This window comes from Cytobacillus firmus (assembly GCF_023612095.1).
In the GTDB taxonomy this organism is placed as follows: domain Bacteria; phylum Bacillota; class Bacilli; order Bacillales; family Cytobacillaceae; genus Cytobacillus.
On the sequence record NZ_CP086235.1, the window covers coordinates 787025 to 807465 of the forward strand.

Genomic DNA, 20441 nt, shown 5'->3' on the forward strand with positions numbered 1-20441 from the left:
ATAGGAAGTATGAAAGCGTTTCACCGGATCTCATTCCTTATTTTGCTAATAAAATCAGGTTTTTTCCGCTTTGTGCAGGGTATAGTGTGAGTGTTAAGATTTTAGATGTAAAACAAATGCTGAAAAGCATAAAAACCGAAAGGATTGATTCATTATCAGTCAGTTACAGCTGAACTACACGAGTGAAATGGAAAAAGCTATGCAAGCTGCCCATGGAGTTGGATATGAAGTGTACAGCCGGAAACATGATATTCGAATGGAAGTTGAAAAAAGACGTGAAGAAGATTATCTTCAAAGCCAGCGCTTAGTTGCAGATCTTGAAAGAAAAATTCATTCCTAAGTTTTAGGTATATATAATAATGAAGTAAATAGTAACCAGTGCCAATGATGCACTGGTTTTCTTTTTGCAATACATGAAAATGCAGTACCGGGAAAAAATAGACAGGACATGCTGGTTTCCGGTAATTTCACTCTTTGATGACAAAGAATATATATGATAAAATCTATATCTACAGGCTTTCTAAACATTTTCGTTTGAAAAGTTTGTTAATGGTCTCAAAGAGTTGCTATGATATTTGATTTGTTATAAGATTGTAATGAGAATAAAATGAGAATAGAGATTTGCGGATGAAACCGATTTACAAATCTTCTTTTATTGACGGAGGTATATATTATGGCAGGATCAGTACTTACAATTAAAGACCTTCATGTTGCTATTGAGGGAAAAGAAATACTAAAAGGTGTAAACCTTGAGATTAAAGGCGGAGAAATTCACGCCATCATGGGGCCAAACGGTACAGGTAAATCTACTTTATCTTCTGCTATCATGGGCCATCCAAAATATGAAGTAACACAGGGAAGCATCACCTTAGATGGTAAAGATGTTCTTGAAATGGAAGTTGACGAGCGCGCACGTGCCGGCCTGTTCCTTGCAATGCAATATCCAAGTGAAATCAGCGGCGTAACAAATGCCGATTTTTTACGTTCTGCAATTAACAGCCGCCTTGAAGAAGGAAATGAAATTTCTCTTATGAAATTCATCCGCAAAATGGACAGCAAGATGGAATTCCTAGAAATGGACCTTGACATGGCTCAGCGTTATCTTAATGAAGGTTTCTCAGGCGGAGAAAAGAAGCGCAATGAAATTCTTCAATTAATGATGCTTGAACCTAAAATGGCTATCCTGGATGAAATCGATTCCGGTTTGGATATCGATGCATTGAAAGTTGTTTCAAAAGGAATCAACGAAATGCGCGGAGAAGAGTTCGGATGCTTAATTATCACCCACTACCAGCGCCTTCTTAACTACATCACACCTGACCATGTTCACGTGATGATGCAGGGCCGCGTTGTAAAATCAGGCGGACCGGAGCTTGCACAGCGCTTAGAAGCTGAAGGATATGACTGGATTAAGAAAGAATTGGGCATTGAAGACGAAACAGTTGGGCAAGAAGCGTAAGCGTTAGGGGGATCACTATGACAACGGAAATAAAACTACCATTTGATAAGGAATATGTTAGTTCCTTTTCAAAAGATATGGGCGAGCCGGCATGGCTGACAGAACTCCGTCTAAATGCGCTTGCAGACGCGGAAAGCCTGCCAATGCCAAAGCCTGATAAAACTAAAATTGATAAATGGAACTTCACACAGTTCGAAAAGCATATTGTCGGAAGCGAAGACTTTGCGTCTCTAAACGACCTTCCTGAGGATGTAAGAAATCTGATTGATACAGAAGCTGGAGATCAGAATTTATATATTCAGCGCAATAATAGACCAACGCATTTGACTGTATCTAAAGAACTGCAGGAAAAAGGTGTTATTTTCACAGACATCTTTACAGCGGCAAGAGAACACAGTGAGCTCCTTCAGAAATATTTTATGAAGGATGGCGTCAAAACGGACGAACACCGTTTAACATCTTTGCATGCGGCTCTTTTAAACGGCGGAGCGTTCTTGTACGTTCCGAAAAATGTGGAAATTTCAGCGCCGATTCAGGCTGTATATATCCATGATGATAAAGAGGCAAACCTGTTCAACCATGTATTGGTTGTTGCTGATGATAACAGCTCAGTTACTTACGTGGAAAACTATCTTTCTGTAGTTGAGGAAGCGAACGGCATCTTCAATATTGTTACAGAGGTCATTGCAGGTGCCAATGCACGAGTGCAGTATGGTGCGGTTGACACACTTGCTAAAGGAACTACAGCTTATGTGAACCGCCGCGGGGTTGCAGGCCGTGATGCCCGCATTGAATGGGCTCTTGGATTAATGAACGATGGCAATACAGTTTCAGACAATACAACTAACCTTGTTGGAGACGGTTCTTTCGGCGATACTAAGACAGTTGTTGTAGGACGCGGAGAACAGACTCAAAACTTTACAACGAAAGTAGTTCATTTCGGAAAGAATTCCGAAGGCTACATTTTAAAGCATGGGGTTATGAAAGACTCTGCTTCATCCATCTTTAATGGAATCGGCAAAATCGAGCATGGGGCTTCCAAGTCAAATGCCGAGCAGGAGTCACGCGTACTGATGCTAAGCGAAAAAGCGCGCGGGGATGCCAACCCGATTTTATTAATCGATGAAGATGATGTAACAGCAGGACACGCAGCTTCAGTTGGCCGTGTGGATCCATTGCAGCTATATTATCTAATGAGCCGCGGTGTTTCCCAAAAAGAGGCTGAACGCCTTGTTATTCACGGCTTCCTGGCGCCTGTTGTTAATGCTCTTCCAATCGAAGGCGTTAAAAAGCAGCTGACTGCCGTTATTGAAAGGAAAGTAAAATAATGAATGCCCGTGAGATTCGGCAAATGTTTCCCATCCTGGATCAGGAAGTCAATGGAAATCCTCTTGTTTATCTGGACAGTGCCGCTACTTCCCAAAAGCCTGTTCCGGTAATTGAGGCAATTGATAAATACTACCGGGAATATAATTCGAATGTTCATAGAGGCGTCCATACGCTGGGCACAAGAGCAACCGATGGCTATGAAGGCGCCAGGGAAAAGGTGCGTAAATTCATTAATGCAAAGTCTACTGAGGAAGTTATTTTTACAAGAGGAACAACAACTTCCATCAATACAGTTGCAGCAAGCTACGGACGCGCTAACCTGTCAGAAGGCGATGAAATTGTGATCTCCTATATGGAGCACCACAGCAATATCATTCCTTGGCAGCAGGTTGCGAAACAGACGGGTGCCACATTAAAGTACCTTCCCCTGCAGGAAGACGGAACTATCTCTCTTGAGGATGTCAGGACAACTGTGACGGCTGATACGAAGATTGTATCGATCATGCAGGTATCGAATGTACTGGGTGTTATGAATCCGATTAAGGAAATTGCAAAAGTCGCTCATGAAAATGGGGCAATCATGGTAGTGGATGGTGCTCAAAGCGCTCCACATATGAAAATTGATGTTCAGGATCTGGATTGTGATTTTCTTGCTTTTTCCGGCCATAAGATGTGCGGCCCTACCGGCATTGGTGTTCTGTACGGAAAGAAAAAGCTCCTTGAAAAAATGGAGCCGGTTGAATTTGGTGGCGAAATGATCGACTTTGTCGGCCTCTATGAATCGACATGGAAGGAGCTTCCGTGGAAATTCGAAGGAGGTACACCAATTATTGCAGGTGCCATTGGACTTGGTGCTGCAATTGATTTCCTTGAGCAGATTGGCCTGGACGAAATCGAGGCATACGAGCACAAGCTGGCCGCTTATGCTATGGAAAAAATGTCTGCTATAGACGGAATGACCATATATGGGCCGAAAGAAGCCTCGAAACGCGCAGGTCTCGTTACGTTTAATATAGATGATGTTCATCCACATGATGTGGCTACTGTATTGGATGCAGAAGGAATTGCAGTCCGCGCCGGCCATCATTGTGCACAGCCGCTGATGAAGTGGCTTAAGGTATCGGCAACTGCACGTGCAAGCTTCTATCTGTACAATACGGAAGAAGATATTGATAAGCTTGTTTCAGGGCTTGTCAAAACAAAGGAGTATTTCAGCGATGTCTTCTAAAAATTTAGATACCCTTTACCGCCAGGTTATAATGGATCATTATAAAAACCCTCGTAACAAAGGGGTACTTGAAGATGACAGCCTGACGATCAATATGAATAACCCTACTTGCGGGGACCGTATTCAATTGACGCTGAAGCTTGAGGACGGCAAAGTGGCTGATGCGAAATTTGAAGGCGAAGGATGTTCCATCTCCATGTCCTCAGCTTCCATGATGACCCAAGCCATCAAGGGTAAAAATATTGAAGAAGCCTTAAAGCTTTCCAAGGTTTTCTCAGACATGATGCTGGGAAAAGAATATGATGAAGATGAACTGGATCTTGGCGATATCGAAGCTCTTCAGGGAGTTTCCCAATTTCCTGCCCGAATCAAATGCGCCACTTTGGCATGGAAAGCAATGGAAAAAGGCGTTGGCACGGAGAAAGAAGAACAGGAATAAATCAATCAAACGTTTGATTAAAAACTTTTTCGTCTGCCTTGTGTGCTAAAAAAATATGAATTGATAGGGTGTGAACCCTTTCCTATATGAATGGAGGAATACGACGATGGCAAAAAAAATGCCTGAGATCGGCGATTATAAGTATGGTTTTGCCGATAAAGACGTTTCCATTTTCCGATCAAAACGCGGTTTGACAAAAGAAATTGTAGAAGAGATTTCAAAATTGAAGGAAGAGCCACAGTGGATGCTTGACTTCCGTTTAAAATCACTGGACCATTTCTATAAGATGCCTATGCCGCAATGGGGCGGAGATTTAGCGTCATTAAACTTTGATGAAATTACCTATTATGTAAAGCCTTCTGAAAAGACTGAGCGTTCCTGGGATGAGGTACCTGAAGAAATCAAACAGACGTTTGATAAATTAGGTATTCCGGAAGCAGAACAGAAGTATCTTGCAGGTGTTTCTGCACAGTATGAATCAGAGGTTGTTTACCATAATATGCAGGAAGACCTTGAAGCAAAAGGAATCGTATTCAAGGATACAGATTCCGCTCTTCGCGAAAATGAAGATCTTTTCCGTGAGCACTGGGCAAAGGTTATCCCTCCGACAGACAACAAGTTTTCTGCATTAAACTCAGCCGTTTGGTCTGGCGGATCGTTCATCTATGTCCCTAAAGGGGTTAAGGTTGATACGCCATTGCAGGCATATTTCCGCATTAACTCTGAGAATATGGGGCAATTTGAGCGTACATTAATCATTGTAGATGAAGGCGCACATGTACACTATGTAGAGGGCTGTACTGCACCTGTTTACACAACCAACTCACTTCATAGTGCGGTTGTTGAAATCATCATCAAAAAAGACGCATATTGCCGTTATACTACCATTCAGAACTGGGCAAACAACGTATTTAACCTGGTTACGAAGCGTGCGGTTTGTGAATCAAACGCAACAATGGAATGGATTGACGGAAACATCGGTTCAAAACTGACAATGAAATATCCGGCAGTTATTCTTAAAGGAGAAGGCGCACGCGGCATGACCCTTTCCATTGCAATAGCTGGTAAAGGGCAGCATCAGGATGCAGGTGCGAAAATGATTCACCTTGCACCAAACACTTCTTCAACAATTGTATCGAAATCGATTTCCAAGCAGGGCGGTAAAGTAACATACCGCGGAATCGTTCACTTCGGCCGTAAAGCGGAAGGTGCACGTGCCAATATCGAATGCGATACGCTAATCATGGATAACCAGTCAACTTCAGATACAATTCCTTACAATGAAATCCTGAATGACAACATCTCTCTGGAGCATGAAGCAAAGGTTTCAAAAGTATCAGAAGAACAGCTATTCTACCTTATGAGCCGTGGAGTTTCAGAGGAAGAAGCAACAGAAATGATCGTAATGGGCTTCATCGAGCCATTTACGAAAGAACTTCCAATGGAATACGCAGTAGAAATGAACCGTCTGATCAAGTTTGAAATGGAAGGTTCCATCGGTTAATAGATAATTTATTATAACCCGTTTACCTGCCATGGTAAGCGGGTTTTTAAATAGGGAATAGGCTATAGTAATTTTTGAAAAATTGATCATTAAATTGCTAAAGTAATGATATACCATTTTGATAAAAGCAAATTGGTTTTGATGAATTACGGCTTATATAATACTCAGGCCAAACGGAGGGGTTTCAATGATTATCATAGGCGTAACAGGCTGGGGCGATCATGACAGCCTTTATACAGGCGCCATTTCGCCAAGAGATAAATTAAAGGAGTACGCCGGCCATTTCCCGACCGTTGAGGTGGACTCTGCATTTTATGCTGTGCAGCCAAAACGCAACTCCGCGAGATGGGTAAAAGACACGCCAGATGGGTTTCAATTCATTGTAAAAGCCTATCAGGGCATGACGGGGCACCAGAGAGGCGAAATCCCATTTGAAAGCAAGGAAGAGATGTTTGAAGCGTTTAAAGATTCATTGGAGCCTTATATCGAATCCGGCAAACTGGCTATGGTGCTGTTTCAATTTCCGCCATGGTTTGACTGCCAAAAGGCCAATGTCGATTACCTTCGCTGGTGCAGGGAGCAGATGGGGAGATCCCCTGTGCCCTGGAGTTCAGGCATCAATCATGGTTTCGGCCGGAGTTTAGGGAAAGCACGCTAAGCTTTATGAAAGAGGAAGACTGGATTCACAGCATCTGTGACGAACCTCAAGCCGGTGAGGGTTCTATTCCAATGGTCCTGGAAACAACCAGTCCTGATAAGGTTCTTGTTCGGTTTCACGGCCGAAACTTTCACGGCTGGCAGAAAAGAATGCGGACAACTGGCGGGAGGTCCGCTATCTGTACCGCTATAATGAAAAAGAACTGGCAGAATGGGCAGAACATCTAAAAACGCTCGAGAAAAAATGTAAAAATGTATTCGTCGTCTTCAACAACAACTCCGGCGGTGACGCGGCAGACAATGCTAAACAAATGATCAAAATGCTCGATATCGAATATCAGCAGCTCGCTCCCAGACAGCTAGATTTATTTTAAACCGGGTGACAGGCACCTATACCACTTCAGCCAACTGGTATAGGTGCCTGTCACCGTTCACCCTTTTCCATGTCCGCACATATTGTGTAAGGGAAAAGGAAAGGAGTGGGTGCAGGTATGATTGATTTGAAGCCGATTGATATAGATGGCCACACTTTTTTGAGTGTTTCTGTGCAGCTGCCGAAGACCAATCTGCTGGTGGTAACAAATGATAAAGGGTATATCATGTGCGGAGCCCTGGATGTAGCTTTGCTGAATGAGAAGCTTAAGGACCGCAAAGTAATTGCCGGCAGGGCTGTCGGTGTAAAAACGATAGATCAGCTGTTAAATGCCCCGCTTGAATCTGTCACTTATGAGGCCGAGGAGCTGGGAATTGTTAAAGGAACGATCGGAAAAGAAGCACTTCTCAAAATGATCTAAAGGCATGCCTGGATAGGGCTGTCTTTTTTTAATTCATGATACAGCTCAGCACTTAATTTCCTCATTCACAAGTAAAACCAGTTTATCCGCAGATAAATCTTTCTATCCGGAAATATATTATAAAGTCACTCTCAAACCGGGAATTTTGTCGTATAATGTAAATAAAACCAAATAATTCCCGAAATATAAAGTAGCACCGAAAAAAGGATATGGGAGATACATATGAGATTAGCAGCAACCAATACAATTGAGACTGGCAGTGTTTTGGCCAAAGCTATATATAATGACAAGGGTCAGGTCCTTTTGCATGAAGGTGTGGAGCTGGCTGATAAATTAATACATAAACTGCAGGAAATGGGTATTACCTATGTGTATATCAAAGATTTGCGCACTGAGGATATCCAATATAGGGACCCTCTGACTCCTAAAATGCGCAAGCAGGCTATTAAAACCATAGAAACCGTTCTGAAGGAAGTAGAAGCAAATAAAGAGTTGTCCGCCTCACTGGTAATTGAGAATGCCTCAAAGCGTCTCTCAGGGCTGATACGTCAGCTGATCAGTGAAATAAGGGGAAATAAAGAGCTTCTTACGATTCTGTCAGATGTTTATACATATGATCACTATATTTTCACACACTCCCTGAATGTGACTCTTTATTCACTGGCAATCGGAATGAAGCGTCAGCTCCTGCCAAAGGAACTGGAAATTCTGGGGCTTGGTGCTATTCTTCATGATGTAGGAAAGATGAAGGTGCCTGCAGATATTCTTTTGAAACCGGGTAAATTGACAGCAGAAGAATTTGAATCAATTAAGAAGCATCCGGAAGATGGATTTAATATATTAAGAAAAGTAGAGACGATTCCTCTCCTTGTTGCGCATTGTGCCTTTCAGCATCATGAGAGATTAAATGGTTCAGGCTATCCGCGCGGCCTCCAGGGGAGCGAGATTCATGATTTCGGCAAAATAATTGCGATTGCGGATGTATTTGATGCAGTAACATCCAACCGCATTTACAGGCAGGCCATGCTCCCTCACGAAGGGTTGGAAGTTCTGTATGCAGGGGCCGGGAAATTATTTGATAAGAAAGTCATTGAAGTTTTCCGAAAAGCAGTAGCCGTGTATCCAGTTGGTGTTACGGTCGAGCTGAATGATGGAAGAAAAGGTGTTGTGTGCCGGCAGAACGCGGGTCTCAGCGACAGGCCTGTCATTCGGATACTTGAAGAAAAGGGCAGGTATGTGGAGCCCTATGAAGCAGATTTAGGGCTTGAATTGAATGCTGTTATTACAGGCTGCGATACGACTTTAGTACAGCAATAAAGTTTCTATCCCCCGCTGATTATTAAAGTGGAGTCTTACTGCCCGTAAGACTGCGATAAACTATTTTGGATTTTTGAGCCTAGTTCCCCCCTTTACAGCATACATATAGCTTGTAAAGGGGGGATTTGTTTTGGCAAAATTTCGCGGCCGGCTGCCCCGGAAAGGACCTCTTCCATTTCGTTATGTATTTCTTTTGACCTTTGTATTTTTCGTTATCTCAACAGCTGCCGGCCTCTGGATTATCAACGAAGGGCTTAAACCGACACTCATGAGCTATGCCGATTCACAGACAAGGAAAATCGCATCATTGGTGATAAACAATGCGATTAATAAAAAAATTACCAATGTGATGGATCTGGAAGATATGTTTGAAGCGAGCGAGAGCGGTGTTGTCAGCATAAACGTGGAAAAGCTGAACAGAGTCAAAGCGGAAGTAACCGAACTGGTTCAGGATAATATTAAAAAAGCGGAAAAGGGCGATTTGGATGCGTTGGAGTCCTTTACAGACGTGGAAATCAATACGGAGGAAATGCAGCACTCAAATGGAATTGTCTATTATGTGCCGCTTGGCCAGGCAACCAATAATGCCCTCCTCGGTAACTTGGGTCCCCGAATACCGGTGAAGTTTAATGCAGTCGGTTCTGTTACCTCCAATTTTATAACTGAAACAAAGGACCACGGCATAAATAATGTGGAAGTGAAGGTTCTGGTCCGCCTGGACGTACAGGTTCAAATTATCATTCCTTTTGCCACTAAAATTATCACAGTACAGGAGGATGTGCTGGCAGCTTATGGCATTTACCCGGGAAAGGTCCCGCAATTTTACAATGGCGGAGGGGGCACCTCGCCATCAATCGAAATACCGGCCGGCCAATAACGCTTGCTAATAGCTTAGTATTTTGATAAAATTCTACTATAATTTCATAAAAACCTTATCATATCCGATGGGGTAGAGGTGCAGGATTCAAAAGTACGCTGTGTGAGGATGACAACGACGACCGCAGCCGAAAGGGAATGTTGCCGAAGCATGATTAGTGAGTCAGAACTATTTTTGCTGGGGTTACTTCGAAAAGGAGTAACACTGTCATTATGGGGGAAAGTATGAATATACTTTTTGAAAGCCTTCATAATGGGGAGCTACAGATCGTGATGGAGAAACTAATTACTTCAAAAGAGTAATGATAGATTTTTCTCTATCGTTACTCTTTTTTTATTTGGTTTTTGTCATCATCCTTGTTGTTCCCCCTACGAAAAGCGGAAGGCGCCCGCTTATCGGCGACAAGCATAAGACGAGCCGGCATGAAGGTTGTTCTTTAACCTTCTTGTCGGATTGGCTTAGACCCGAGAGCCGATGGCGCCTGTAGCTGGACACCATTCAAATTTCAGAGGAGGACAAGAAATGACTAACACGATTTTCTCCCTGCTGCCGCCTTTGGTAGCAATCGCTATGGTTATCCTGACCAGGCGCGTATTGCTGTCACTGGGAGTGGGGATAGTTACAGCCGCGCTATTGCTGGCTGAATTCAGCATCACAGAAACTTTCAGCATCATTTGGGATGCTGTAAAGGGAATTTTTGTTTCAGACGGAGAGCTGAACACCTGGAATGTATATATTATTCTATTCTTGCTTGTATTAGGAGTTATTACTGCATTTATATCTATCTCAGGCGGAAGCCGCGCTTTTGGAGAATGGGCGATGAAGCGGGTCAAAACCCGTGCAGGCGCACAGATTGTCGGAGCTGTTTTAGGTATTATCATTTTCATTGACGACTATTTCAATGCTCTGGCAGTCGGTCAGATTTCACGTCCCATTACAGACCGCCAGCGCGTATCCCGTGCAAAGCTGGCGTACCTGATTGATTCGACTTCAGCACCTGTTTGTGTGGTTTCACCGGTTTCCAGCTGGGGAGCATACATTATTGCGCTGATCGGGACAATCCTTGCTGCACATAATGTTACCGAGTATTCAGCTTTCTCGGCATTTATTCAAATGATTCCCATGAACCTTTATGTATGGGCTACTCTTGCTATTGTATTTATCGTGGCGTTAAGAGGCATAGAGATTGGGCCAATGAAAGTACATGAGAAGCGGGCAGTTGAAGAGGGGCTTGTAATGGATCCAGAGAAGCCTGCACCTGGTGAATTGAAGGACGACCTTCCAACAAGTTCAAAAGGATCTGTCGGCGATCTTGTCTGGCCAATCATTGCTCTTGTCATTGGTACAGTGGGCTCAATGTTTTGGACGGGTTTACAGGCGGTTGAAGGAAATGCGACTGTATTACAAATATTTGAGAACACGGATGTCTCTAAATCCCTAATCCTTGGTGGCCTCGTGGGTCTATTGGTTTCGTTAGGTTTATTCTTCCGTCAGGCGTTCTCCTTGAAGGGCGTTAACCCGAATGTTTTTGGGAAAGGAGTATGGGAAGGCATTAAATCCATGCTTCCAGCTGTTTATATCTTGCTGTTTGCCTGGGCGATTGTTGATTTAATCGGCCGTCTGGAAACTGGAAAGTATTTAGCCGGTCTTGTGGAAAGCTCAAATATGAGCACATCATGGCTTCCGTTTTTACTTTTCGTCATAGCGGGAATTATGGCATTCAGCACCGGAACTTCATGGGGATCTTTCGGCATCCTGCTTCCGATTGCTGGAGACATTGCCGCTGCAACAGATATTTCTCTTTTATTGCCGGCTATGTCTGCTGTCCTTGCCGGCGCCGTATTCGGCGACCATTGCTCACCGATTTCAGATACAACGATTCTTTCCTCAACAGGGGCAGGCTGTAACCATATGGACCATGTAATGACTCAGCTTCCATATGCCTTGATTTCAGCGGGAATCGCTGCTGTGGGTTATCTGGTCATCGGATTTATTGGCAGCACTGTTATCGCATTACTTACAGTGGCTGTTCTTGTAGCGGCATTTGCTTTCCTTGGCCGCGGTAAAAAAGAAGCCTGGCAGGAAAACAGGGCAAGTTAAAAACTTTAGAAAAAGGCTTTCTCTTTGAGAGAAGGCCTTTTTTTGATGCTGTCCAACATAAAATAAAAGGTTCCCCTGGAGGGAACCCTTTTATTTTATAGGTTATTATTTTTTCTATTTAAGTCTTCATCTTCTGTAATGTGTTCATGCCCACCCTCAAAATGCACTTCTTCTTTCTTGAGATTTTCCTTGACCTGCTGTGTTTCCTGAACTTCCCGTTTGCCTACGACAATCTCTTCGGTGACCACGGGCTTTTTGGAGACTTCCACACGCTCTTCTGTAATAGGAATCCTGATTGTTTCATCGTCCGATATTGGTGAGACGCCGGCGCCATCCGGATCATCCACTTTTCTTCTTTCTACATATACTTCTTCATGCTCGACAGGTACATTTATTGTTTTTTGTTCTTCTACTACGTCCTTTTGGATTTCAACTTCTCCGGCTTGTACACGTTCCTTCGACACGTCGAGCTGTTCTTCCCGCAGTTTTAATGATTGCTCATCATCTGCTGCTGAACTTCTTAGCTCATCATATCCGCCGGTGTAAGTGCTGTGCTCTTTGGCTTCAGCAGTTCCTGCATTGGCAAAGCCAGTTGAAGTATCAATTCTTTCACTGTATAAAATGATTTTCCCCTCGTTCACATACGTTTCATACTTGCGGGCATCATCATCTGACATGCCCAGTTCTCTGAACTTTTCACCTGCAGAGTTGCTGCTCATGCGGTCATCATCAAACCAGGATGCCAGACTGTTTAAGAAGCCTGCACTTTCACTGCTGTCTCTATTCTTAGTCTCGAAGGTTTCTGTATGAACACCGGTTTTATCTTCAAGAGATGTATCCAGATGTTCTGACTGCGCAATGATCGAAAGCTCCTGAACAGGGTATCCCTCATTTTGCAGTTCTTGAACGGCATTTACCGCTTCCCTTTGTGAATTATAAACTCCGATAATATTGGTATCCATTTGTAAAAACCTCCTTATGATTTTCATTCTATATTTGGAAATTTTTAAGCACATTGGTTATATTCCCGAGGCCACCGAGACCAAACGAGGTTAATTTTGGCATCCATGGTTGTGTATTTAGAATTATCTGAATAAAATGCGAAAGTTTTTAAGTTTAAGGAATAAATTTTACAAAGGAGGTGAGGACAGGAATAACTTGGTCAGTTTTGTTAAGATAACTCCTGAACGGGTGGAATCCAAATGGAAATTAAAATAGGAATATATTAATTTTCTTAGACGCTTTACTCTGGTATTGTGCTAAAACTAATTATTTCGAAAAATATTACTATTAGGAAAATAATGTTTTGACAGAATATCAAAAACTAGCTATACTAGGCTTAGTTAGATTTAATTATCTGAAAATATAAAAAGTTCCCATTGTTCTTTTTAATTGGGGATATCTACAGGGGGTAGGATTTACTATGGATAATCGTCCGCAGTGGGGATCCAGAGCTGGGTTTATTATGGCAGCTGTGGGTTCTGCAATTGGTCTAGGAAACATATGGCGTTTCCCGGCAGTTGCTTATGAAAATGGAGGGGGAGCATTCTTTTTTCCATATTTGTTTGCCTTGCTGACAGCAGGTATACCGCTTTTGATTATGGAATTTACAATTGGCCATAAGTACCGCGGATCAGCACCATTGTCTTACGCAAGATTAAGTAAAAAATACGAATGGCTGGGCTGGTGGCAGGTCGCCATTTCATTTGTCATTTCAACATATTATGCAGTTATCATCGCATGGGCAATGTCATTCGCAGGCTTCTCGTTTAATCTTAAATGGGGAGACGATCCAAACGGATTCCTATTTGGAGAATATTTAAAGCTTGCAGAAACACCAGGAGATGTAGGCGGAATTGTACCGGGAGTCTTCATACCGTTAGTTATTGTCTGGGCTGTGACACTTGGAATCCTGTTCAAGGGAATTAAAAAAGGTATCGAAATCGCGAACAAAATCTTTATTCCAGTTCTTGTAGTTTTATTCTTAATTATCGTTGTTCGCGCATTGACTCTTGATGGAGCTATTGCTGGTTTGGATGCTTTCTTTAAGCCAAACTGGGAAATGATAGCGGACCCTAAAGTCTGGGTAGCGGCCTACGGCCAGATCTTCTTTAGCTTATCAATTGGATTTGCCATCATGGTAACCTACTCAAGCTACCTTCCAAAGAAAACGGATTTGACAAACAGTGCTTTCATTACCGGCTTTGCAAACTCCGGTTTTGAACTTCTTGCTGGTATCGGTGTTTTTGCTGCACTTGGATTCATGGCTGCACAGCAGGGTGTAGGCATTAATGAGGTTGTATCATCAGGTGTAGGATTGGCATTCGTTGTATTCCCGCAGATCATTAACGAATTCCCTGCTTTAAATGGCTTATTCGGTTCTTTCTTCTTTATCTGTTTAACTCTGGCCGGTTTAACATCGTTAATCTCAATTGTTGAAACGTTTGTTGCCGGAGTACAGGATAAGTTTAATGTTTCACGTAACAAAGCTGTTCTTGTAGGCGGTGGTTTATCTGCTGTTATTTCCATCCTCTTTGCGACTCAGGGCGGTCTATACTTCCTGGATGCAGCGGACTACTTCATCAACCAATTTGGTGTTGCGCTAGCAGGACTGGTACAGGTAGTTATTGTAGGATGGGTGCTTAAAGAGCTCAAGAATCTTCAGAATCATGCAGATGCTGTATCTGATATTAGACTGGGTTCCTGGTGGAAGATATGCTTGACAGCTATTACACCAATCGTGCTTGGCTATATGATGATTCAAAACATTATTACAAATATTAAAGAGAATTATGAAGGGTACCCTACCAGCTTCCTTCTTTATTCCGGCTGGGGAGTAGCAATAGGAGCCATTATCTTAGGATTTGTGTTTATGGCTATTAAAAAGAATGATACACAGTCTAAGCTTAGAATACCAGCTGATAAGGAGGTATCTCAATAATGTCTGGAAGTGCAATTACAATGATGGTGGTTGGGATGCTCATTATCTGGGGCGGCCTTGCAGCAAGTATCATAAATGCTGTGTCCAAAGCAAAAAAAGCTAAATAACTTATGAAGGACTGCCTGGCTAATGGGCAGTCCTTTATTTATTTTCTTCTGGCTTTTATCCTATCTTGTCTTTCCCATAATCTTAAGTGTGGATAGGGGTCGTAGGACCATTCAGTATAGCCGTTGTCTTTGTAGATGCCATAATGGAGATGTGGCGGGAATTTTCCCGATGTACCTGGAGGCCCATATCCCGAGCTTCCTACTCCGCCTATCATCATGCCGGGTTCAACGATTTGGCCGACTCTGAGCTCCTTGGCAAACCCGCTTAAGTGGGCGAAATAATGGTAATTGTTATTAATGTCACGGATGCCAATTCTCCATCCTCCATATTTGTTCCAGCCCTTCATTTCCACTATTCCATAGGAGGTAGCCCGGACAGGTACCCCGTAATCAGCAAAAATATCGGTTCCTTCATGAATCCGTCTGCCGCCCCAGCCCCTGGCGTCCCCCCAGGTATTTCTATAGCTGTAATTGCTCCTCAAGGGGACAGGGAAGGAGTGATCATCAAGATCAAGACGGCCGAACTGCTTGTAAATTTGGGCTTTGCCGATAATAATGCCAACGGCTTTATCGCGCTTATAATAATTCCACAATCCAATTTTTAAATTATCATGGTCTGTACCATAAGAGAGAAGGAAATTTGCAAAGGAATGAAGAACATCTTCATCACTTTTCAAGCTGGCTTTACCGTCCCCGTCCCCGTCAAATCCTATACCATTGAAAAATTGAATGGATGTTGGGTTTTCATCAGCGGGATCCGGATTCAAAATCCCCGCCCATTCTTCAGGCTTAAAATAGATTCCTGTAATGCCTTCAGCCTTGGGAATATCCCTTCTGGACTGCCGGACATTCCTTTCATACTGATCAATTCCCGCAAGATAATACCACGGAATATTCGTAACAGCTTCAACTCTTTTATATAAGGACATTCTTTGTTTATATATATCAGCTGCATTTTCTTCGGCACTGACTGTACATAAGGAAATCAGAAAAAACGATAAGGCTGCAGCAGCGGTAAATATAATCCGCACGGAAATCCTCCCTTCTGTAATGGTCTGCTTATATAGTTTGTGATGAATGGATAATTTAATAAATATCAATTAATGGTAATACCAGAATCTTCGGCTTGTCCTCTTCAATTCATTATGATAAAGTGGCATCAGGTGAAGCCTAATCAGCTTAGTCGGAATTGTATGACTGGCTTTTTTAATGGGCAGAAAAGTATAAATTTTGAAGCCAGAAAAACGGTCTAGCTCAAGCAGTGTAACCCCCTCGATGTTTCAGGAGTGGCGGATAAGGGCGCTTGCGCTTTTCTTTACGTCTAGCTTCAGTTTAAGGAGTGGAAAAATGAGCAAGAAAGAAGAGTATTTGCGCAAGCCGGAATGGCTGAAAATAAAGTTGAACACAAATGAAAATTATACTGGCCTAAAAAAAATGATGAGGGAAAAGAACCTGCACACTGTATGTGAAGAAGCTAAGTGTCCCAATATCCATGAATGCTGGGCAGTAAGAAGAACGGCTACGTTTATGATTCTTGGTGATGTGTGTACGCGTGCCTGCCGTTTCTGTGCTGTCAAAACGGGGCTGCCGACTGAGTTAGATCTACAGGAGCCGGAACGCGTTGCTGATTCCGTGGCTCTTATGAATTTAAAGCATGCTGTTGTAACAGCTGTAGCAAGAGATGATCTTAAGGACGGAGGTGCAGCTGTTTTCGCAGAAACAGTCCGTGCCATCAGAAGAAAAAGCCCGTTCACTACGATCGAAGTATTACCTTCCGACATGGGCGGTGTTTATGAAAACCTGAAAACTCTTATGGATGCCCGTCCTGATATACTTAATCACAATATCGAAACTGTTGAGCGCCTGACTCCAAGAGTAAGAGCGCGTGCAAAATATAAGCGCTCTCTTGAATTTTTAAAGCGTGCAAAAGAAATGCAGCCGGATATCCCTACAAAATCCAGCCTGATGATCGGGCTTGGCGAAACGAAAGAGGAAATCATTGCAGTAATGGATGATCTGCGTGCTCATGATGTTGACATTATGACAATAGGGCAGTACCTGCAGCCATCCAAGAAACATATTAAAGTGCTGAAGTATTATTCACCTGAAGAATTCCAGGAGCTGAGGGACATTGCAATGAGCAAAGGGTTCAGCCATTGTGAAGCAGGTCCTCTTGTCCGCTCTTCCTACCATGCTGATGAGCAGGTAAATGCGGCAGCTAAACAAAAGCAGATTATGGGAGAAAAGGAAATTCAGCAAGCTTAAAGTAATAAGAGTCCAGCGCCATCGCTGGACTCTCTTTTTGCAAAACAGGAAGAGTCCCCCTCAAAGGGTTAACGATTCCCTGCTTTTTTAACGGTTTCTCCAAGGTCATCTTTATCCATATCATCATTTCTTTCACCTTGCATTTCACCGTTTTCATTTTCACTTTCACTCATTTTTTCTCCTTGAGGAGATTTAAGCATTTGTTTAATTAATTGGTTAATGCCATTTTCAGCATTTCGGCCATCGGAATCAACCGTGGCATAGTTTTCAACATTTTTTCTTAACGATGTATCATCACTTACATAGACATGATACCATCTTGGAACAACAGACATGGCCATCTTTTTAACCTGATCAGCTGTCTGATTGCGATTTTTGGTGTCAGTGTTATATACGATCAGGACTTCTTCATCTGTTACAAGTGTCGAGATATCATCCACATTCGGAATTTCTGTGCAGTATTTGCCGATAATATCTGCAACCTGTTCACGATCAATGGCAGCATAGTGGTCCGCTGAAACGTTGTCTCCCATAATTGGGCTTTTTTGATGGCGTACATATCCGAAATCTTCACCGATATTGTTTCTGCCATTCCGGCCGTTGCCCATATTCCTATTGTATAATTCAGCACGCTGGTCATTTACATTTATGGTATGACCGGTTTCTTCATAGATATCCTCTTTTGCGGCATTATTTTGGCAGGCAGTCAGTGCAGCCATGCTGCTAATGCCGAGAATGATTAGTGATTTTTTCACTATAAACACCTCCTCATTTATAGAATTGCCACGGTTATATTTTTTTCTCTTAGTAATTGATGGGGAATCAGTTATAATTTAAATAGGACAAGTTATTGATTTGTTTTCATATCATGTTATTTCCAATATAATACTGTTACATATGCTCTTATAATGAGGTGAAAAAATTGGTTAGCATTAACAATATTAGTTATGAATTGATCCAGGAAGAACGGGATGGTTTCAATGAGGAGGCATTCCGGGCCAGATATAGCGAAATTTTATCCAGATATGACTATATTGTCGGGGACTGGGGATATGGACAGCTTCGTCTCCGCGGTTTTTTCGATGATCAGAGCCAAAAGGCTTCATTTGATACAAAAATCAGCACACTTACCGAATACCTTTACGAATTCTGTAATTTCGGCTGTGCCTATTTTGTTGTGAAAAAAGTTAAAAGCTAAAAAGGGCAGGGGAAACCCGGCCCTTTTTGCGCATGCGCTTTGCTTAAGTCTCTGTGTATGGCGGCTCTTCGTTTTTATCAGGATCGTCATGCGGAGGGTGCGCACCTGGCATTTGCCGCGGCAAGTTTTGGTGAAGGGACTTGAACTCATAGTTAAAGGCGCTGTAATAGCGCTGGCCCTCCCGCCATGGGGTGCTTTTATTCTCTACCGGTTCATCCGCATTTCTGGGAGCGCCATATGCCCCTTCAGGCAAGTCCTCGGGAATCAGGAAATTCCTTTGTGTTTCCACATTTGAGAAATCGGTGTATGTGCGTCTTTCTTTATCGTCCATGCCTTCACTCCTTAAGAAGTTATATGAAGCAGGGTCTTTAAAGAAGAAAAAGGAGAACCCACCAAAACAGGTTCCCCTTTAGTATTTGTTTATTATCGTATATTAAACGATTTCCATCAGAAATGATTTAAGGTCTTCTGCATCTTCCTCGGAAAGCTGAAATACATGCTCAAGATAGCCTTCTTCCTTTAAGTCATCTTCTCCTATGATGGCAAAGCGGCTTCCCTGAATATCCAGGACCAATTGTTTGCCGTAATAGCGATCTGAACGAACGATAGCTAAATCGAATCGCTGGTTTTCCCCCATAAAGCTGATAAATCTGGTTTTTGTATCTTCAATATCATCATATAAGAAAAAGCGTTCTGCCAAATATAACACTCCTTAGTTGTTTTATCGCAGTCTAACGGGCAATAAGCCCCCCTTCAAGACTCAGAGGAATCAAAGGAGGATAAGTGGGGGTCAAACTGCCCGTAAAGGCCCGATTGGTTCAACTAACAATCAGTGGGGGATGAGGAAAACCCCCACTGATTGAAGTTTCACTTTATATACCGATTATAGCATGACCTTTTAAGGTTTATCCCCCCGGAGATGAAATAACTCAAATGTGATCCCCATTGAAGGTATTGAAAACTTTATATACAATATAGAGGTATAGAGAACTTTAGGATTTCGGGTGGCTGTTGATGAACCGGGTGCAGGGCGAATGCTTTAACCAGGAGCCTGAAATCTTCATAGGAGGAACGAAGCGTTATGTATTTCGTAGACAGGGAAAAGATTGAAGACACACTCAGTTATCTGGAACAGCAAATCTCCCTTTTTGAAGAAGTGAAAGAGTGGACATCCCCTATTGAAAAGGCAGCATTGGAACGGATTGCCCAAATTATGATCGAAGCAATCCTTGATACCGGAAATACGATGATTGACGGTTTTATCATGAGGGATCCAGGCAGCTACGATGATATCGTGGATATTCTTGATGATGAAAAAGTAATCAGCAAGGAAATGAGCGAGAGCTTTAAACAATTCATTACATATCGTAAAATGCTCGTCCAAAACTACACAGATGTCAATCATGAGGGACTAAAAGCAGCGATTAGCAGCCATATCCCCATGATTAAAGAGTTTCCAGGCCGGGTCAGAGAGTATTTGATCAATGAACTAGGACCGGTTTCTGCATTTAAACCTCAATAAGGGTCGGAGAAATCCGATCTTTTCTCCAGGGCAGATTAGTCTTGAATAAAGAGAAGGGCGTGAATATCATGCATATCGGAGAAAACTCCACAAGAGATATGATTCTGAGGATAATCAAAACAGCGGGAAAACGATCCATACTGGAAATGGCCCAGGAGCTGAAAATATCCGAAATGGCCGTCAGAAAGCATATTCAGGTTCTTGAAAAGGATGGATTTATTACATCTTCAATCCAGAGACAGACAAAAGGGCGCCCTTCAAAGCTTTATCAGCTAACAGCAAAAGGAGAAGATTTGTTTCCAAAAAAATACAAGCAGCTAAGTGTTGAATTATTAACCGAACTAAAAAGTATGGGGCAGGGCCATTTAATTACTGAGTTGTTTTCCAGGAGAAAAAGCCGCCTCATACAGCAGTATGAGTTTCAGACAGCGGGGAAGTCATTCTCTGAAAAGCTTCAAATCCTGGAGGAGCTCCTTCTGCTTGAAGGCTTTATGCCGGAAGTTCGTTTAGAGGAAGGTCAGGTCCACCTAAAAGAATTCAATTGTCCATATATTGAAACAGCAGAAGAATTTAAACAAATCTGCAGATCTGAAAAGGAATTTATTAAGGATTTCCTTTCTGCTGATAAGGTTGATATCAAATCCTGTATGGCTGCGGGTGACGGGTGCTGTCATTATATAATAAAGCAAGATTAAGCGAGGCTC

General features: G+C 42.6%; 21 protein-coding genes, 1 pseudogene and 1 riboswitch. Of the genes and pseudogenes, 17 read left to right on the top strand and 5 right to left on the bottom strand.

Going from position 1 to position 20441, the window contains the following annotated elements:
• Positions 1 to 187: 187 nt before the first annotated feature.
• The 11 genes and pseudogenes from LLY41_RS03920 (at position 188) to LLY41_RS03970 (ending at position 11704) form a co-directional block, all read left to right on the top strand.
• Complete coding sequence (locus tag LLY41_RS03920; protein ID WP_169799774.1) at positions 188 to 340, top strand: YuzK family famiily protein; 153 nt, start codon at positions 188 to 190, stop codon at positions 338 to 340.
• A gap of 333 nt (positions 341 to 673) precedes the next feature.
• The gene (gene sufC / locus LLY41_RS03925; protein ID WP_035329355.1) at positions 674 to 1459 is read left to right on the top strand and encodes a Fe-S cluster assembly ATPase SufC; all 786 of its coding nucleotides are present in this window, start codon (positions 674 to 676) and stop codon (positions 1457 to 1459) included.
• A gap of 17 nt (positions 1460 to 1476) precedes the next feature.
• Positions 1477 to 2787 carry a Fe-S cluster assembly protein SufD gene (gene sufD, locus LLY41_RS03930; protein WP_304587006.1) on the top strand — a complete coding sequence of 437 codons (1311 nt, stop codon included), beginning with the start codon at positions 1477 to 1479 and terminating at the stop codon, positions 2785 to 2787.
• Positions 2787 to 4016 carry a cysteine desulfurase gene (locus LLY41_RS03935; protein WP_304587007.1) on the top strand — a complete coding sequence of 410 codons (1230 nt, stop codon included), beginning with the start codon at positions 2787 to 2789 and terminating at the stop codon, positions 4014 to 4016. The genes sufD and LLY41_RS03935 overlap by 1 nt, the downstream gene beginning before the upstream one ends.
• A complete protein-coding gene (sufU, locus tag LLY41_RS03940; protein WP_095243570.1) occupies positions 4006 to 4455 on the top strand; it encodes a Fe-S cluster assembly sulfur transfer protein SufU in 450 nt (149 codons plus the stop codon). Before LLY41_RS03935 ends, sufU begins: the two co-directional genes overlap by 11 nt.
• 106 nt (positions 4456 to 4561) lie before the next feature.
• The gene (sufB, locus tag LLY41_RS03945; protein ID WP_095243571.1) at positions 4562 to 5959 is read left to right on the top strand and encodes a Fe-S cluster assembly protein SufB; all 1398 of its coding nucleotides are present in this window, start codon (positions 4562 to 4564) and stop codon (positions 5957 to 5959) included.
• Between the two features lie 187 nt (positions 5960 to 6146).
• Positions 6147 to 6990: pseudogene (locus LLY41_RS03950) on the top strand (DUF72 domain-containing protein).
• A gap of 117 nt (positions 6991 to 7107) precedes the next feature.
• The gene (locus LLY41_RS03955) at positions 7108 to 7410 is read left to right on the top strand and encodes a YunC family protein (protein ID WP_035329361.1); all 303 of its coding nucleotides are present in this window, start codon (positions 7108 to 7110) and stop codon (positions 7408 to 7410) included.
• Between the two features lie 222 nt (positions 7411 to 7632).
• Positions 7633 to 8727 carry an HD-GYP domain-containing protein gene (locus LLY41_RS03960; protein WP_304587008.1) on the top strand — a complete coding sequence of 365 codons (1095 nt, stop codon included), beginning with the start codon at positions 7633 to 7635 and terminating at the stop codon, positions 8725 to 8727.
• Positions 8728 to 8857: 130 nt separating this feature from the next.
• On the top strand, positions 8858 to 9604 hold the full coding sequence (gene yunB / locus LLY41_RS03965; RefSeq protein ID WP_048011994.1) for a sporulation protein YunB: 747 nt from the start codon (positions 8858 to 8860) through the stop codon (positions 9602 to 9604).
• Positions 9605 to 9669: 65 nt separating this feature from the next.
• Positions 9670 to 9875: riboswitch (Lysine riboswitch) on the top strand.
• 251 nt (positions 9876 to 10126) lie between these two features.
• The gene (locus tag LLY41_RS03970) at positions 10127 to 11704 is read left to right on the top strand and encodes a Na+/H+ antiporter NhaC family protein (protein WP_304587009.1); all 1578 of its coding nucleotides are present in this window, start codon (positions 10127 to 10129) and stop codon (positions 11702 to 11704) included.
• A gap of 95 nt (positions 11705 to 11799) precedes the next feature.
• Here LLY41_RS03970 and LLY41_RS03975 read toward each other — a convergent pair whose 3' ends face one another.
• Positions 11800 to 12666 carry a YsnF/AvaK domain-containing protein gene (locus tag LLY41_RS03975; RefSeq protein ID WP_304587010.1) on the bottom strand — a complete coding sequence of 289 codons (867 nt, stop codon included), beginning with the start codon at positions 12664 to 12666 and terminating at the stop codon, positions 11800 to 11802.
• A gap of 461 nt (positions 12667 to 13127) precedes the next feature.
• Here LLY41_RS03975 and LLY41_RS03980 point away from each other — a divergent pair, with 461 nt between their 5' ends.
• On the top strand, positions 13128 to 14645 hold the full coding sequence (locus LLY41_RS03980; protein WP_095243587.1) for a sodium-dependent transporter: 1518 nt from the start codon (positions 13128 to 13130) through the stop codon (positions 14643 to 14645).
• Positions 14645 to 14752, top strand: coding sequence for a methionine/alanine import family NSS transporter small subunit (locus tag LLY41_RS03985; RefSeq protein WP_076258797.1), 108 nt, complete (start codon positions 14645 to 14647; stop codon positions 14750 to 14752). Before LLY41_RS03980 ends, LLY41_RS03985 begins: the two co-directional genes overlap by 1 nt.
• Before the next feature lie 38 nt (positions 14753 to 14790).
• On the opposite strand, the gene LLY41_RS03990 is transcribed toward LLY41_RS03985, so the two are convergent.
• Positions 14791 to 15783 carry a M23 family metallopeptidase gene (locus LLY41_RS03990; RefSeq protein WP_095243588.1) on the bottom strand — a complete coding sequence of 331 codons (993 nt, stop codon included), beginning with the start codon at positions 15781 to 15783 and terminating at the stop codon, positions 14791 to 14793.
• 262 nt (positions 15784 to 16045) lie between these two features.
• Here LLY41_RS03990 and lipA point away from each other — a divergent pair, with 262 nt between their 5' ends.
• Positions 16046 to 17017 carry a lipoyl synthase gene (gene lipA / locus LLY41_RS03995; RefSeq protein WP_286137226.1) on the top strand — a complete coding sequence of 324 codons (972 nt, stop codon included), beginning with the start codon at positions 16046 to 16048 and terminating at the stop codon, positions 17015 to 17017.
• Between the two features lie 68 nt (positions 17018 to 17085).
• On the opposite strand, the gene LLY41_RS04000 is transcribed toward lipA, so the two are convergent.
• On the bottom strand, positions 17086 to 17772 hold the full coding sequence (locus LLY41_RS04000; protein WP_095243590.1) for a YhcN/YlaJ family sporulation lipoprotein: 687 nt from the start codon (positions 17770 to 17772) through the stop codon (positions 17086 to 17088).
• A 167-nt stretch (positions 17773 to 17939) separates the two neighbouring features.
• Here LLY41_RS04000 and LLY41_RS04005 point away from each other — a divergent pair, with 167 nt between their 5' ends.
• The gene (locus LLY41_RS04005) at positions 17940 to 18215 is read left to right on the top strand and encodes a YutD family protein (RefSeq protein ID WP_048011987.1); all 276 of its coding nucleotides are present in this window, start codon (positions 17940 to 17942) and stop codon (positions 18213 to 18215) included.
• Positions 18216 to 18258: 43 nt separating this feature from the next.
• On the opposite strand, the gene LLY41_RS04010 is transcribed toward LLY41_RS04005, so the two are convergent.
• Together LLY41_RS04010 and LLY41_RS04015 are read right to left on the bottom strand one after the other, a co-directional pair.
• Entirely contained in the window at positions 18259 to 18546 is a 288-nt protein-coding gene (locus tag LLY41_RS04010; RefSeq protein ID WP_035331961.1) for a hypothetical protein, read from the bottom strand.
• 102 nt (positions 18547 to 18648) lie between these two features.
• The gene (locus LLY41_RS04015) at positions 18649 to 18915 is read right to left on the bottom strand and encodes a DUF3055 domain-containing protein (protein WP_095243591.1); all 267 of its coding nucleotides are present in this window, start codon (positions 18913 to 18915) and stop codon (positions 18649 to 18651) included.
• 381 nt (positions 18916 to 19296) lie between these two features.
• Between LLY41_RS04015 and LLY41_RS04020 the strand changes: the two genes are divergently transcribed.
• Both LLY41_RS04020 and LLY41_RS04025 read left to right on the top strand, forming a co-directional pair.
• Positions 19297 to 19737: a DUF86 domain-containing protein gene (locus LLY41_RS04020; RefSeq protein ID WP_076258790.1), complete on the top strand. Its 441-nt coding sequence runs from the start codon at positions 19297 to 19299 to the stop codon at positions 19735 to 19737.
• 41 nt (positions 19738 to 19778) lie between these two features.
• Entirely contained in the window at positions 19779 to 20432 is a 654-nt protein-coding gene (locus LLY41_RS04025; RefSeq protein ID WP_286137227.1) for a helix-turn-helix transcriptional regulator, read from the top strand.
• The last annotated feature ends 9 nt before the right edge of the window (positions 20433 to 20441 follow it).